Annotated in this window: 16 protein-coding genes and 1 tRNA gene; 11 read left to right on the top strand and 6 right to left on the bottom strand. The window is 62.9% G+C overall.

All coding sequences use genetic code 11. The features are described from left to right. Window positions 1–248 precede the first annotated feature (248 nt). Window positions 249–1,307 (top strand): NAD(P)-dependent alcohol dehydrogenase, encoded by a 1,059-nt coding sequence (locus IV091_RS06930; protein WP_293466875.1) that lies wholly within the window; start codon window positions 249–251, stop codon window positions 1,305–1,307. An 88-nt stretch (window positions 1,308–1,395) separates the two neighbouring features. Here the strand turns inward: IV091_RS06930 and IV091_RS06925 are convergent, their stop codons facing one another. Further along, entirely contained in the window at window positions 1,396–2,487 is a 1,092-nt protein-coding gene (locus IV091_RS06925; RefSeq protein WP_293466872.1) for an AI-2E family transporter, read from the bottom strand. Window positions 2,488–2,652: 165 nt separating this feature from the next. Further along, window positions 2,653–3,054 (bottom strand): hypothetical protein, encoded by a 402-nt coding sequence (locus IV091_RS06920; protein ID WP_293466869.1) that lies wholly within the window; start codon window positions 3,052–3,054, stop codon window positions 2,653–2,655. 243 nt (window positions 3,055–3,297) lie between these two features. On the opposite strand from IV091_RS06920, the gene IV091_RS06915 reads away from it, so the two are divergent. Beyond that, window positions 3,298–3,654, top strand: a complete 357-nt coding sequence (locus tag IV091_RS06915; protein WP_293466867.1) for an EF-hand domain-containing protein — start codon at window positions 3,298–3,300, stop codon at window positions 3,652–3,654. A gap of 56 nt (window positions 3,655–3,710) precedes the next feature. Further along, window positions 3,711–6,011 (top strand): ATP-dependent DNA helicase, encoded by a 2,301-nt coding sequence (locus tag IV091_RS06910; protein WP_293466864.1) that lies wholly within the window; start codon window positions 3,711–3,713, stop codon window positions 6,009–6,011. A 33-nt stretch (window positions 6,012–6,044) separates the two neighbouring features. Here IV091_RS06910 and IV091_RS06905 read toward each other — a convergent pair whose 3' ends face one another. Then, the gene (locus tag IV091_RS06905) at window positions 6,045–6,218 is read right to left on the bottom strand and encodes a hypothetical protein (protein WP_293466861.1); all 174 of its coding nucleotides are present in this window, start codon (window positions 6,216–6,218) and stop codon (window positions 6,045–6,047) included. Window positions 6,219–6,454: 236 nt separating this feature from the next. Here IV091_RS06905 and IV091_RS06900 point away from each other — a divergent pair, with 236 nt between their 5' ends. After that, window positions 6,455–7,081, top strand: coding sequence for a DUF502 domain-containing protein (locus IV091_RS06900; RefSeq protein WP_293466858.1), 627 nt, complete (start codon window positions 6,455–6,457; stop codon window positions 7,079–7,081). Window positions 7,082–7,245: 164 nt separating this feature from the next. Here IV091_RS06900 and infA read toward each other — a convergent pair whose 3' ends face one another. Beyond that, window positions 7,246–7,503 (bottom strand): translation initiation factor IF-1, encoded by a 258-nt coding sequence (gene infA, locus IV091_RS06895; protein ID WP_293466855.1) that lies wholly within the window; start codon window positions 7,501–7,503, stop codon window positions 7,246–7,248. A 79-nt stretch (window positions 7,504–7,582) separates the two neighbouring features. Further along, the gene (locus IV091_RS06890) at window positions 7,583–7,822 is read right to left on the bottom strand and encodes a hypothetical protein (RefSeq protein ID WP_293466852.1); all 240 of its coding nucleotides are present in this window, start codon (window positions 7,820–7,822) and stop codon (window positions 7,583–7,585) included. A gap of 635 nt (window positions 7,823–8,457) precedes the next feature. Between IV091_RS06890 and IV091_RS06885 the strand changes: the two genes are divergently transcribed. The 7 genes from IV091_RS06885 to IV091_RS06855 all read left to right on the top strand — a co-directional run bounded on the left by IV091_RS06885 (window position 8,458) and on the right by IV091_RS06855 (window position 13,220). Further along, window positions 8,458–8,760 (top strand): urease subunit gamma, encoded by a 303-nt coding sequence (locus IV091_RS06885; protein ID WP_293466849.1) that lies wholly within the window; start codon window positions 8,458–8,460, stop codon window positions 8,758–8,760. Window positions 8,761–8,983: 223 nt separating this feature from the next. Continuing rightward, the gene (locus IV091_RS06880; RefSeq protein WP_293466846.1) at window positions 8,984–9,289 is read left to right on the top strand and encodes an urease subunit beta; all 306 of its coding nucleotides are present in this window, start codon (window positions 8,984–8,986) and stop codon (window positions 9,287–9,289) included. Further along, entirely contained in the window at window positions 9,289–11,052 is a 1,764-nt protein-coding gene (gene ureC, locus IV091_RS06875; RefSeq protein ID WP_293466843.1) for an urease subunit alpha, read from the top strand. Before IV091_RS06880 ends, ureC begins: the two co-directional genes overlap by 1 nt. Before the next feature lie 7 nt (window positions 11,053–11,059). Next, window positions 11,060–11,680: an urease accessory protein UreE gene (gene ureE / locus IV091_RS06870; protein WP_293466840.1), complete on the top strand. Its 621-nt coding sequence runs from the start codon at window positions 11,060–11,062 to the stop codon at window positions 11,678–11,680. Continuing rightward, complete coding sequence (locus IV091_RS06865; protein WP_293466837.1) at window positions 11,677–12,375, top strand: urease accessory UreF family protein; 699 nt, start codon at window positions 11,677–11,679, stop codon at window positions 12,373–12,375. Before ureE ends, IV091_RS06865 begins: the two co-directional genes overlap by 4 nt. A gap of 37 nt (window positions 12,376–12,412) precedes the next feature. Continuing rightward, on the top strand, window positions 12,413–13,069 hold the full coding sequence (gene ureG, locus IV091_RS06860; protein WP_293466834.1) for an urease accessory protein UreG: 657 nt from the start codon (window positions 12,413–12,415) through the stop codon (window positions 13,067–13,069). A 61-nt stretch (window positions 13,070–13,130) separates the two neighbouring features. Further along, window positions 13,131–13,220, top strand: a tRNA-Ser gene (locus tag IV091_RS06855). 141 nt (window positions 13,221–13,361) lie between these two features. Here IV091_RS06855 and IV091_RS06850 read toward each other — a convergent pair. Continuing rightward, a complete protein-coding gene (locus tag IV091_RS06850) occupies window positions 13,362–14,702 on the bottom strand; it encodes a sigma-54 dependent transcriptional regulator (RefSeq protein WP_293466832.1) in 1,341 nt (446 codons plus the stop codon). Window positions 14,703–14,711 lie beyond the last annotated feature (9 nt).

Below are 14,711 nucleotides of genomic sequence, written 5' to 3'. Positions count from 1 at the left end.
GGCAGGCGGCGACGAGCGCGTGCAGCGCGGCGGTGTCGGTCTCTTCAAAGTGGGGCGGCAGGTAGGTCATGGGCCCGGTTATACGCGATAACGTGAGGCGAAAAGCAGACGGCCGAAAGCACAAAAGCCGGCGGCCTGCAGGTGCGCGCGGCTAAAGCCGTGAATGCGCCTCGGGTGCGCGTCTGACAGACAGGGCGCATCTGAAAGGGCTAGCATGGGGATTTACCCCAATCCGGAGCCTTCACCCCATGACCCAAGCAAACGGCTACGCCGCCACCTCGCCCAGCGCCCGGCTGGCGCCCTTTTCTTTTGACCGCCGCACCCCTGGCCAGCTCGATGTCGCACTGGACGTTCTTTACTGCGGCGTTTGCCATTCTGACCTGCACACCGCGCGCAACGAATGGCAAAACACGGTGTACCCGTCGGTGCCGGGCCACGAAATCGTGGGCCGCGTGACGGCCGTTGGCGATTTGGTGAGCAAGTTCAAGGTTGGCGACCTGGTGGGCGTGGGCTGCATGGTCGACAGCTGCCAGCATTGCGCACCGTGCGCCGACGGACTGGAGCAGTACTGCGAAAACGGCTTTACCGGCACCTACAACGGCCCCGAGCAGGGCACGGGCGCCAACACCTACGGCGGCTATTCCAGCCACATGGTGGTGCGCGAGTCGTTTGTGCTGGGCATCAGCCACGCCGAAGCCGACCTGGCAGCCGTGGCGCCGCTGCTGTGCGCGGGCATCACCACCTACTCTCCGCTGCGCCAGTGGAAAGTCGGCCCCGGCCACAAAGTCGGCATTGTGGGCCTGGGCGGTCTGGGCCACATGGGCGTGAAAATTGCCGCGGCCATGGGCGCGCATGTGGTGCTGTTCACCACCTCGGCCAACAAGCGCGAAGACGCGCTGCGGCTGGGTGCCAGGGAAGTCGTGGTGTCCAGAAACGCCGACGAAATGGCGGCGCATGCCGCCAGCTTTGACTTCATCCTGAACACCGTGGCCGCGCCGCACAACCTGGACGCGTTCCTGGCGCTGCTCAAGCTCGACGGCACCATGACGCTGCTGGGCGCGCCCGCCAGCCCGCACCCGTCGCCCAGCGTGTTCAGCCTGATCATGAAGCGCCGGCGCCTGGCGGGCTCTTTGATTGGCGGCATCAAGGAAACACAGGAGATGCTGGACTTTTGCGCCCAACACGGGATCGTGTCCGACATCGAAACAATACGCATGGACGAGATCGAAACCGCCTACGAACGCATGCTCAAAAGCGACGTGAAATACCGCTTCGTGGTGGACATGGCGACGCTGAAAGCTGCCTGAAAGACGGGCCATGATACTATTTAATTAATAGCATCATGCGCCCGTATCCATTGAGCTTTAGCCCGATTTAATCAACAAAATCGGAGGCTCAGGCCGATGGTGGCTCGATCAATTCGTCCTGCCTGGCCCTGGCAAATATGTCCCACGCCGCCATGAACATGGCGGCGATCGCGGGGCCAATCACAAAACCATTGAGCCCGAACAGGGACATGCCGCCAATCGTGGACACCAGCACCACGTAATCGGGCATCTTGGTGTCCTTGCCCACCAGCACCGGGCGCAGGATGTTGTCGACCAGCCCGATCACCAGCACGCCAAAGGCGATCAGCACCACGCCCTGCCAGATAGCGCCGGTGGCCAGAAAATAAATGGCCACGGGAACCCAGACCAGGGCCGCCCCGACGGCAGGCAGCAGCGACAAAAACGCCATCAGCGTGCCCCACAGCACTGGCGCGTGAATGCCCAAAATCCAGAAGATCAAACCGCCCAGCGCGCCCTGCAGCATGGCCACCACAATATTGCCCTTGACCGTGGCGCGGATGACCGTGGTGAACTTGCTGAACAAATTGCGCTTGATCTCGGCTTCCATCGGGATGGCTTCCCGGATGCGCCTGGACAGGGCCGCGCCATCGCGCAAAAAGAAAAACAGCAGGTACAGCATGATGAAAAAGCTGATGAAAAAATCAAAGGCGTTTTGCCCGATGTCCAGCGCCTGCGTAGCAATGAACTGGCTGCCCTTGGTCAGGCTTTCGGCAATACGCGCCTGAATCAGCCCCAGGTTGTTCAGCCCGGAACGTTCAAGCAGCCCGGTGGTCCACGCCGGCAGCACGTCGTAAATCTGCTGAAAATACCGGCCGACCCTCAGCTCGCCCGACTCCACGCGCTGGTACACGCTGACCGCTTCCTGGGCCAGCAAGGCGCTGATAAAACCCACGGGCAAAATCACCAACACCAAAATGATGGAAACCGTGAGCAGCGCGGCGAGCGTGCGCTTTTGCGGCATTTTTTGCAGCAAGCGCAAAAAAAGCGGCGCGAACATCAGCGCCAAAATCGCACCCCAAAACACCGCGCCGTAAAAAGGCCATAGCACCCACAAAAAAGCCAGCGACACAAACAGCAGCAGGAGCAGGAAGGTCTTGTCTTCCAGGGCGGAAGACAGGGCAATTTTTGAAAGTTTCATGGACGTGCAGACATTTTTAGCAGGCTTGGGCCGCCGATGGTAACGGGTTCTTTTTTGGAAAAAATGGAAACGGGCGGTGTTGAGCGGCTGCGCGGCGCAGCAAATCGTCCGCCCAAGCTCGCCTGCCCAGGCGGGGCATGGGCGCCCGGTCTGCGCGGACGTTTCTCAGGCTTTACGGAACGGACCCGCCTCTTCATCGCCCTTATCGCGCGCTTGATTTTCCTCCGCGTCCAGGTCTTCGCTGTCATCGGCCAGGTCTTCCACCTCGCTCAACCCGCTGACGTCATCGCCGGCCATCTCCTCCAGTTCGTCCCCAACCATCTGGCCGATCACGGGTTCAATGCGGTCCGGCAGGATGTCTGCATCCGGCTGGTCGCCAATAGTGCCCACCGAAGCGCGCTCACCCGTGCCGGCGGCATCGGTGTCGCTGGCCAGTTCGTCGTCACCGTATGCGCCGACGGCATCGCTGCCGCTGTCGGAGTTGTCGCTGGGGCCGAGGGCGTGGACGTCTTTTCCGCTGATTTCTTCAGGCATTTGTGAACCGCCGAGAATGCTGCTGGTGGCCATGGTTGCTCCTTGTGCTTTTAAAATGGATCTACAGGCCTCCATTGTGGAAAGTCGCCGCGCTTCGCCCTGTGGGACAGTCCAGACCCCGGCTGTCAGCCGCCACCGCATGCAGTAGTCGCCCCCCGTTGGCAAAGTAATGCGTCTGGCGGTGTAAAGCTGCGAAACACCCTGCAAGCGTGCTGGAGTCATCGGGCAAACTGGCGTCCAATAGGCAGGATGTTGGACTCTCCCTTTTCAAAACCCATGAATTTTTCAAAAGCCAAACAAGGCCCATCGCTGGCTACCCGGGCAGGGATGCTCACCCTGAGCGCTGCGGCGGCCCTGCTGGCCATGGGCAACGCCCACGCCCAAGCACCGCAAGCACTTAAAGCGCCCGCGCCGGTTTCGGCGGCCGAAGCCCCGGCGCCGCGCTACACCGCCAGCAAACTGGAGTTCGCCTTCAACTACATGGATGGCGACCGTGATGGCAAGGTCAGCCGGGCCGAAGCGGCCGGCTTTCGCGGCGTGGCCAGGCATTTTGACGAAGCCGACGCCGACAGTGACCACTTCCTGTCACGCGCGGAATTTGACGCGGCCATGAACCACGCCAAGGCCGAGTGAGCCCACCGGCCTGCCGCCCCACCCCATGACCTTGTGACGCCAGGAGCGAGCGCCGATTGAGCTATTTCATCGCCGTCAGGGCCTTGTGCGAATTCACCGCCAAGCAGGGCGACCTGGACCTGCGCTTCACGCCCTCGCCCTCTGCCCAGCAAGGCATCGCCGGCCATGCGCTGGTGGCCGCGCGCCGCGCTGAAGGCTACCAGGCCGAAGTCAGCCTGGAGGCCGACTACATGGAACTGCGGGTACGCGGCCGGGCCGATGGCTACGACCCGGTCAAAAACCAGCTCGAAGAAGTCAAGACCTTCCGGGGCGACCTGGCCGCCCTGCCCGACAACCACCGGCAGCTGCACTGGGCGCAGGTCAAGATTTACGGCTGGCTGCTGTGCCAGAAGCGGGACCTGGCCGAGCTGCGGCTGGCGCTGGTCTACTTTGACATTGGCAGCCAGCAGGAAACCCTGCTGAGCGAGATGTTCACGGCCGACACGCTGCAGCAGTATTTTGAAGCGCAGTGCGAAAAGTTTCTGGTTTGGGCCCGGCAGGAACTGGCGCACCGGGCGGCGCGCGACGCGGCGCTGCGCGCGCTGCCATTTCCGCACGCTGCCTTCCGGCCCGGCCAGCGCGAACTGGCCACGGCGGTCTACAACGCGGGCCGCAGCGGCCGCTGCCTGATGGCGCAGGCGCCGACCGGCATCGGCAAAACCATTGGCACGGTGTTTCCGCTGCTCAAGGCCGCGCCCGGGCAGGAACTCGACAAGGTGTTTTTTCTGGCGGCCAAAACCTCGGGCCGACGGCTGGCGCTGGATGCGCTGGCCTTGATCCAGGCCAGCGCGCCGGCCCTGCCGCTGCGGGTGCTGGAACTGGTGGCGCGCGACAAGGCCTGCGAGCACCCGGACAAGGCCTGCCATGGCGACGCATGCCCGCTGGCCAAGGGCTTTTACGACCGCCTGCCGGCCGCGCGCCAGGCGGCCTGCGCTAGCGCCCCAGCGCCAAAGCTGCTCGACAAGCAGGCGCTGCGGGACATTGCGCTGGCGCACAAGGTGTGCCCCTACTACCTGAGCCAGGACCTGGTGCGCTGGAGCGATGTGGTGGTGGGCGACTACAACTATTACTTTGACACCAGCGCCCTGCTGCACGCGCTGACCGTGGGCAACCAGTGGCGCGTCAGCGTGCTGGTGGACGAGGCGCACAACCTGGTGGAGCGGGCGCGCAAGATGTATTCGGCCGGGCTGGACCAGGCCGACCTGGCGCTGGTGCGGCAGTCGGCGGCGCCCGCCCTTAAAAAGTCGCTGGACCGCCTGCACCGCGCCTGGCGCGACCTGCACCGGGGGCAGCTGGCGGCCTACCAGGTGCATGACCACCTGCCGGACAAATTCACGCTGGCCCTGCAGCAGGCCACCAGCGCCATCACCGACGACCTGGAGGCGCACCCGACGCGCGTGGACGCCGGCCTGCAGCGCTTCTACTTTGATGCGCTGCATTTTTCCCGCATGGCCGACAGCTTTGGCGAGCATTCGCTGTTTGACATCACGCTGGCCGACAACGCGGCCGGGCGCCATTCGGCGCAACTGTGCCTGCGCAACGTGGTGCCAGCCCCTTTTCTGGCGCAGCGCTTTGCCGCCGCACGCTCGGTGGCGCTGTTTTCAGCCACGCTGAGCCCGCAGGCCTATTACGCCGACACCCTGGGCCTGCCGGGCAACACGGCCTGGGTCGAGGTGCAGTCGCCGTTTCTGGCCGAGCAGCTGCTGGTGCAGGTGGTCAGCGATGTGTCCACCCGCTTCCAGCACCGGAAAAGCTCGCTGTCGCCGATTGCCGACCTGATGGCGCGGCAGTATGGCCACACGCCCGGCAATTACCTGGTGTTTGTCAGCAGCTACGACTACCTGCAGCAGCTGGCCCAGCTGTTCGGCACGCGCTACCCGCAAATTCCGATGTGGGAGCAGACGCGCCGCATGGACGAGACCGCGCGCGACGCGTTTCTGGCGCGTTTCATGCCAGGCTCTCAGGGCATTGGCTTTGCCGTGCTGGGCGGCGCCTTTGCCGAAGGCATAGACCTGCCGGGCGAACGGCTGATAGGCGCTTTTATTGCCACCCTGGGTTTGCCGCAGCTGAACCCGGTGAACGAGCAGATCAGGGCGCGCATGGGCACCCACTTTGGCGCCGCCCGCAGCTACGACTACACCTACCTCTACCCCGGCCTGCAAAAAGTGGTGCAGGCCGCCGGGCGGGTGATTCGCACCGGCTCAGACCGCGGCGTGGTGGTGCTGATCGATGACCGCTTCACCCGGCCCGGGGTGCGCAGCCTGCTGCCCGCCTGGTGGCGGGTGTCGCAGCTGCGGGTGCAGCATGCCAGTGCATAAAAATGCCTGGAGCCCCATACCGAACACCAAAGGCTATTCGTTGGGGTTGTTGCCCTTGAGGCCGTGGCGCTCCTTGATGGCCAGCTGAAGCCGCTCCAGCGCGTCAATGAGCTGATCGATCCTTGGGTAATCCTTGACCGCCTGCGCCTGCAAGGCTTGCAGTTGCGCACGCAACCGCTGGTAGTCGGATTCAAGATCAGTGTTCATACCGGCAGACTCCTTTTCATGTGGCAGTGCACGCATGGCAAGCTGCCATCCGCCTTGAGCGTCGCGCCAGCGGCGTCATCAGTGCACAAGGCCATTTCCAATTTGCATGTAGGACAAAGCCGGAAAACCCGATAGATCAGGGAAACTTTGCTAAATGAAATGGTTATATTGGGGCTTGTATCGGGCGACGGCATTGTGCGCCACCGCCTGAAAAACCAACCAAGACAACCCCCCACATGAAAAGCCTTTCCAAGTATTTTTTCCGCGGCCTCATCACCATCTTGCCGGTGGCCTTGACGCTGTACCTGCTTTTCATGTTTCTGGCCTGGACAGAAGCTGCCGCGCTGTGGGTGCTGGACCCCCTGATCGGCGGCATCTATGTGCCGGGCATGGGCCTGGTGTTTGGGGTACTGATCATTCTCGCGATTGGTTTTCTGCTGTCCAAGCCCGGCGTTAAAAAACTGCTGTCTTTTGCCGAGCTTCCGTTTACCTACCTGCCGGTGGTCAAGAGCATTTACTCGTCACTCAAGAGTTTTGCCGACTACTTCTCGCCCGCCGCCAACCAGGGCAAGCAAAGTGTGGTGATCTTGCGCATGCCAGGCCATGGCCTGGAAATCGTCGGGCTCATCACGCGCCGCAGCTTTGCCGATTTACCGCAGGGCTTTTTGCCGGGCGAGCGCGTGGCGGTGTATTTGCCCATGGGCTACATGATTGGCGGCTACACGGTGTTTGTGCCCGCCGACTGGGTGCAGGCGATTGACATGTCGGTGGAGGAAGCCATGCGCTCCTCGCTGATTGCCTGGATGGCGCGCCCGCCGGCCAGCGCGGCGGATGCCGACAATGCAGGCGCTGACAGGGGCTGAAACAGGGGGAAAAGCGAACTGACCGGGGCTGCGGCGGTGGCAGACCCCGAAAGAGCCCTTTTTACAAGGCAGGCATGCGCTGCTGCGTGCTGCACGTTGCGAGCCGCCATGCAGCAGCTCCCGGCGCTGGGTTCCGGCTTGAATTCAGCAAAAAAAGACTGGGCTTAGCGCGACTGGCGCGGTGCAGGGCCTGGGCCGCGGCCGGCAATGTGGCGAAACGTGATGCGGCCTTTGGTCAGGTCGTAGGGCGACAACTCCAGCGACACCTGGTCGCCAGCCAGAATGCGGATGTGGTTTTTGCGCATTTTTCCGGAGGTGTAGGCGATCAGTTTGTGGCCGTTGTCCAGCGTCACGCGAAAGCGTGAATCGGGCAGAACTTCGTCGACCAGTCCGTGCATTTCAATCAGTTCTTCTTTGGCCATGATGCAAACTCCGTGAGAATTAAAAAAGTTGAATTTTGTCTGTCCTGGCTGGCCTCAGCGAGGCCAGCCGACTGGTTTGTCAGGCGCAAGCGGGGCATGCGCGTTCGTGGATCCAGCCCAGTGCATGTTCCGTTGCGTAATGCACGGCGGCGGCTGCGCTGTCAAAAATTTCGCTGAAGCGTAACACGCGGTCATGCGTGCCGCTGCCGCGACCGGAGCGAATGGAAACGGAAGCCGCGTAGCGGCCTTCGCCCTGCTGCTTGGCAAGCGGCGAGACAAGGTACTTGCCGACCGCAATTTTGGAGTAATCAGTATTCATAAAAGCCTGCGCCAGGTATTTTTCCCGGCTTGATAGAGAGAAGTAAGCGGCTTGCGAGCAAGCCAACGGTATTCGGTTTCCGCCCGCCAGGCCCTTGAAGGGGATGTGCGGGTTGAGCCATGCGTGGGCACCGTTGGAGAAAGTGCTCGACAGGAAAAAATAGAACAGTGCTGAGAGGGTTCAGGGCGGTTTGGGCACTGAAAACACTGTCAAAGCTCCGTGAATTCGGGCTCTGGGAAGCGCTGCATTTGAGAAGGAAGCCAAAATTGGAAAGCTTCAAAATAAAAGGCTGATGCGCTACCGAACCCGCTATTATAGCCGCGCTGAAAAAATTGCGTCTACCTTGCCCGTTCTTTAGCACGCGAGCGCCGGATGCGGTGCCTCGCCATGCCTTCACCGCTGCACCAAAAAAGTGCCACCTAAATTCGCCGGCTACGCCCTTCTCACCGCCGTAGTGCACCACGCCCAAAAAACGCCCGTAACGCACGGCCAGACGCGGGCAAAGGGCACCACCGTGCATCACCAGCCGCGTGGCGCCCACGGTTTCAAGAATCCGGAACCGGGCCCGCCAAACGCTTATGGGAGCTTTTGGCACCGTTCTTGCAAACCTGACGACACGCCCCAGAAGGAGCCCCATGGAACTGACGCCCCGAGAAAAAGACAAACTGCTGATTTTTACCGCCTCGCTGCTGGCCGAGCGGCGCCGCGCGCGCGGCCTCAAGCTCAACTACCCCGAAGCTGTGGCGCTGATCAGCGCCGCCGTCATGGAGGGCGCGCGCGACGGCAAAACAGTGGCGCAACTCATGAGCGAAGGCCGCACCATCCTGGCCCGGGCCGATGTGATGGACGGCATCGCCGAGCTGATCCCCGACATCCAGGTCGAGGCCACCTTTCCCGACGGCACCAAGCTGGTCACGGTGCACCAGCCCATCGTCTGATGCCGCTGCCTGCCTCCCCTGTTGAAACCTGAAAGCCCCGGAGAAATCATGAAATCAATAGCTACAACCCTAATGGCTACGGCGGCTGGAGCCTCTTTTGCCCATGAAGGACACGGATTTTCAGGCACCCACTGGCATGCCTCTGACGTATGGGGCTTTGTGGTCTTGGGCGGCGCCTTGGCGGTGGTGATCTGGCTGTCACGCGGCGGCAAGTGAGGCGGCCATGATTCCCGGCGAACTGTTCACCGACGGCCCCGAGCATCTCCTCAACACAGGCCGGCGCACGCTGACACTCGTGGTGCAAAACACCGCAGACCGGCCGATCCAGGTCGGGTCGCACTACCACTTTGCAGAAACCAACGGCGCGCTGGGTTTTGACCGCGATGCGGCGCGCGGCATGCGGCTGAACATTGCCTCCGGCACGGCCGTGCGCTTCGAGCCCGGCCAGCAGCGCACGGTGGAGTTGGTGGACTTTGCGGGTGCGCGACAAATCTACGGCTTTCGCGGCCTCATTCAGGGAGCGCTTTAATGGCAACGATTGGCAGACGTGCCTACGCAGAAATGTTTGGCCCCACGGTGGGCGACCGGCTGCGGCTGGCCGACACTGACCTGATGATCGAGGTGGAGGCCGACTACACGCTGCGCGCCGGCAGCTACGGCGAAGAAGTCAAGTTCGGCGGCGGAAAAACCATTCGTGACGGCATGGCCCAGTCGCAAACAACCAATGCCGAAGGCGCGATGGACACGGTGATGACGAACGCGCTCATCCTCGACCACTGGGGCATCGTCAAGGCCGACATTGGCCTCAAGGGCGGGCGCGTCAAAGCCATCGGCAAGGCCGGCAACCCCGACGTGCAGCCGGGCGTGGACATCATCATCGGCCCCGGCACAGAGATCATCAGCTGCGAAGGCATGTTAGTTACCGCTGGCGGCATCGACTCGCACATCCACTTCATCTGCCCGCAGCAAATTGAGGAAGCATTGACCAGCGGCGTCACCACCATGCTGGGCGGCGGCACCGGCCCGGCCACCGGCACCTTTGCCACCACCTGCACGCCGGGGCCGTGGAACATAGAGCGCATGCTGCAGGCGGCCGATGCCTTCCCGATGAACCTGGGCTTTCTGGGCAAGGGCAATGCCAGCCTGCCCGACGCGCTGCACGAGCAGGTCAACGCCGGCGTGATTGGCCTGAAGCTGCATGAAGACTGGGGCACGACGCCGGCGGCCATCAGCAACTGCCTGGATGTGGCCGAAGATGCCGATGTGCAGGTGGCGATTCACAGCGACACGCTCAACGAGTCGGGCTTTGTCGAGAACACGATTGCCGCCACCAAGGGCCGCTCTCTCTGCGCCTTTCACACCGAAGGCGCGGGCGGCGGCCATGCGCCCGACATTTTGCGCGTCGTCGGGGAGGCGAACTTCCTGCCCTCGTCCACCAACCCGACCATGCCCTACACCGTCAACACGCTCGACGAGCATGTCGACATGCTGATGGTCTGCCACCACCTGGACGCGGGCATTGCCGAAGACCTGGCCTTTGCCGAAAGCCGCATCCGCAAGGAAACCATTGCCGCCGAAGACGTGCTGCACGACCTGGGCGCCATCAGCATGATGAGCAGCGACAGCCAGGCCATGGGCCGGGTCGGCGAAGTCATCATCCGCACCTGGCAGAACGCCCACAAGATGAAGCAGCAGCGCGGCCATCTCTTGCCCCCTCCCCCGCTGGGAGAGGGCTGGGGTGGGGGCTCTTCGGTCGAGCAAGATCCCCGCAACGACAATTTCCGCGTCAAGCGCTACATCAGTAAATACACCATCAACCCGGCGATTGCCCACGGCATTTCGCACGAGGTCGGCTCCATCGAAGTCGGCAAGTTCGCCGACCTGGTGGTCTGGAAGCCGGCGTTTTTCGGCATCAAGCCGTCCATCATCCTGAAAGGCGGGTTTATTGCCATGGCCGCCATGGGCGACCCGAACGCCTCGATTCCAACGCCGCAGCCGGTGCATTACCGGCCCATGTTCGGCGCTTTCGGCGGCGCAGTGGCCAAGGGCTCGCTGACCTTTGTCTCGCAGGCCGGGCTGGCCGCCGGCATCAAGGAGCGCTTCGGCCTGGCCAAGACGCTGAGCGCGGTGAAAAACATACGCGGCGTGCGCAAGCAGCACATGGTGCATAACCATTACCTGCCCAAAATGGAAATCGACGCCCAAAGCTACCTGGTCCGCGCCGACGGGCAACTGCTGACCTGCGAGCCGGCGACCAGCCTGCCGATGACGCAGCGCTACTTTTTGTTTTAATCAAGCGATGCTTCAAATTTCCAAACTCATTTCGCAGGGCGCTGGCCTGGCCCCGGTGCTGGTCAAACGCGCGTCCACCCTCGAACTCGACTGGGACGTGCGCCAGAAAAGCCGTTTTGACGCCACCGACTCGCTGGGCCGCCAACTCGGCGTTTTTTTGCCGCGCGGCACGCTGGTGCGCGGCGGCGACGTGCTGGTGGCCGAAGACGGCTCCATGGTCCGCGTGATTGCCGCACCGCAGGCGGTGCTGCGCATCACGGCCTGCACGTCGCACGGCACCGCGTTCGATTTGACCCGCGCCGCCTACCACCTGGGCAACCGCCATGTGCCGATTGAATTGAAACCCGACCACCTGAAGATAGAGCCCGACCATGTGCTGGCCGACATGCTGCGGGCCATGCACCTGACCGTGCAGGAAGCCCTGGAAGCGTTTGAACCCGAGGGCGGCGCGTACAGCGCGGGCGGCCATGGCCACAGCCATACCGACGCCCACGCCCATGCGCCTGCCGCAACGCCCGCGCCCCATGTACACGGACCCGACTGCAACCATGGCCACGACAACGGGAAGACGGACGCCATCAAGCCGGTCGCCATCCAGATCCACCCGCGCAAGCCGCACAGCCATTGACGCAAACGGCCGAAACCCTGCCAGCGGCCAGCCTGCTCCAGCTGATCTGGCTCGCGTCCCCGGCCTTGCCCGTGGGCGGATTTTCTTACTCGGAAGTGCTGGAAGCGGCCGTCGATCGGGCGGGAGTAGCTACGGAAGGCATCGCATCTGACTGGCTGACGGACCAACTCCACCTGACGCTGGCACGCGGCGACCTGGCCGTGATTGCCCAGGCCATTCCGGCCTGGCGCGAATCGGACCTGCCGCGCATCCAGCAACTTAACGACTGGGTGCTGCAGACCCGCGAAACCAGCGAACTCAGGCTGCAGGCCGAACAGATGGGCCGCTCGCTGCTCGACTGGCTGCGCAACCATGATGGCGCCAATGCAGGTCATATTGAAGCCTGTGCCCGCATGCAGCCAACCTATCCGGTGGCGTTTGCGCTGGCGGCGTCGCAGACGGCGGCCGGCGTGCGCGACTGCCTGCTGGCCTATGCCTTTGGCTGGGCCGAGAACATGATGCAGGCCGCGCTCAAGTCGGTTCCGCTAGGGCAGAGCGCCGGCCAGCGCATCCTGGCCCGCCTGAGCCGGTGCATTCCGGCCGCTGTCGAATCTGCCCTGCAACTGCCAGAGGGCGAACGCCAGGCCTTTTCACCGATGCTGGCGATTCTTTCGGCCCAGCATGAAACCCAGTATTCCCGGCTGTTTCGCTCCTGACGAGGCGCCCCGTTTCAACCATCCAAGGTATTTCCCCATGAGCTTGCACCACATCGCCAACCGCACAAAAAAACTGCCGCCCCTTCGCGTGGGCATTGGCGGGCCGGTCGGGTCGGGCAAAACCACCCTGCTGGAAATGCTCTGCAAGGCCATGAAAGACAAATACGACCTGGTGGCCATCACCAACGACATCTACACCAAGGAAGACCAGCGCCTGCTGACCGTGAGCGGCGCGCTGGACGCCGAACGCATCATGGGCGTGGAAACCGGCGGCTGCCCGCACACGGCGATACGCGAAGACGCCTCGATCAACCTGGAGGCCATCGACCGCATGCTGGCCGAGTTTCCGAATGCCGACGTGGTGTTCATCGAGTCGGGCGGCGACAACCTGGCCGCGACCTTCAGCCCCGAACTTAGCGACCTCACCATCTACGTGATCGACGTGGCCGCCGGCGAAAAAATCCCGCGCAAGGGCGGGCCAGGCATCACCAAAAGCGACCTGTTCGTCATCAACAAGACCGATCTGGCACCCTACGTGGGCGCCGACCTGGGCGTGATGGAGGCCGATACCATCCGCATGCGCACCACGGCCAAAGGCCTCAAGCCCTTCGTCATGACCAACCTCAAAACCAGCACCGGACTGGCCGAAGTGGTGGCCTTTATTGAAACAAAAGGCATGCTGCAGCCCGCCTGAGGCCTATTTTTTCAGAGCCAGCCCCAAGCCCGGCCCGCCCTGCGGTTAAACTAGCGGGCTTGGAAGCGTGGCAGAGCGGTTGAATGCAGCAGTCTTGAAAACTGCCGAGGATGTGAGTCCTCCGTGAGTTCGAATCTCACCGCTTCCGCCAATACCGGAAATTCTGATGATTTTCCAGCGTGTTGGACCAACAAGCCCCAATCGGCACGCATCAAAACCCAACGAAGTCGTTGGTTTTATTTCGCCTGAATATAGCGGCCGGTCATGTGCCGGGATCAAACCGGCGACGATGTCACCCAGCGCGCGGCGCGAGGCCGTGTTTGTCCATCAGCCGGTACAGGGTCATGCGCGAGATGCCCAGCTCGCGTGCCGCATGGGTGATGTTGCGGCCAACGCGGCCCAGGGTCAGCGCAATCACATCGCGCTCTGCCAGGGTTCGCGCTTTGTCCAGCTCAAGACCGGCAGGGTTTTCGACGGCCAGCCCCAGATCAGCCGGGGTGATCAGGCGATGGTCGGTCATGACTGCTGCGCGCTGCACGCGGTTGAACAACTCGCGCACGTTGCCCGGCCAGGGGTGGGACATCATGGCGGTCATGGCCTGCCGGCTGAAGCCCTCCACCCGCCGCGGCTGCTGGTCGGCCATGCTAGCGCGTAAAAAATGCTGCGCCAACTCGGGTACGTCGGAAATGCGTTCACGCAGGGACGGCACCACGAGGGGCAATACGTTCAGGCGATAAAACAGGTCTTCCCGAAACCGGCCAGCCGCCGCCGCCGCCGCCAGGTCCATGTGCGAGGCGGCCACCACACGAACATCCATCTGCAGGCTGCGGGTAGAGCCCACGCGATGAATGGTGTGCTCCTGCAGGAAACGCAGCAGATTGGTCTGCAGTTCAAGCGGCAGGTCGGCAATTTCGTCCAGAAAGAGAGTGCCGCCACTGGCTGCCTCAATCAGTCCGAGCTTGCCTGCCGTTGCGCCCGTGAACGAGCCGCGCTCATGGCCAAACAACTCCGACTGAATCAGCGCGGGCGCAATGGCACCGCAATTGACGGCAACAAAAGGGCCGGCGGCGCGCCTGGAGCACTGGTGAATGGCACGGGCGGCCAGCTCTTTGCCGCTGCCGCTCTCCCCGCCAATAAGGACTGGCGCGTCGGTGGCCGCCACCTTGCGTATCTGCTGCTGCAAGCGCACAACCGCTGCACTGTGCCCGACCATGCCCATGCTGCCCTCGGCCTTCAGGTGGCCGTCGCCCTGGCCGCGCAGCAAGGCACGGCGAAAGGCGTGACCGAGCGTGAGGTTGAGTACGCGCCAGTCCACGGGCAGCGTGTGATAGTCAAAAAAGCAGCTCAGGACCAGCTCGCGCAGAACGGGTGACGCGAGCGCCTCGGCAGGAAACACGCCTACCCACTCCATCCGGCTTGACAACCTCAGCCACTCCTCGACCTCGCTGAGTTGTCCGGGCGAAGAATCCGCGAGCAGCAGCACGCCGACCTGCACGTCTTGTTGCGCCTGTATGCGCCGTGCGATGCTCACATCGGTTGCTGACAGTGCCATCCAGCCACTCGCAAAAATATGGTCGGACAACTCTTCAGAACCGGATCCGACGCAGACGGACAGGATTTTTCGCAACGCCATGAAAGCTCT

The sequence above is a fragment of the Polaromonas sp. genome (assembly GCF_018780625.1).
Lineage (GTDB): Bacteria > Pseudomonadota > Gammaproteobacteria > Burkholderiales > Burkholderiaceae_C > Polaromonas.
This window is presented reverse-complemented; position numbering and strand designations above follow the sequence as displayed.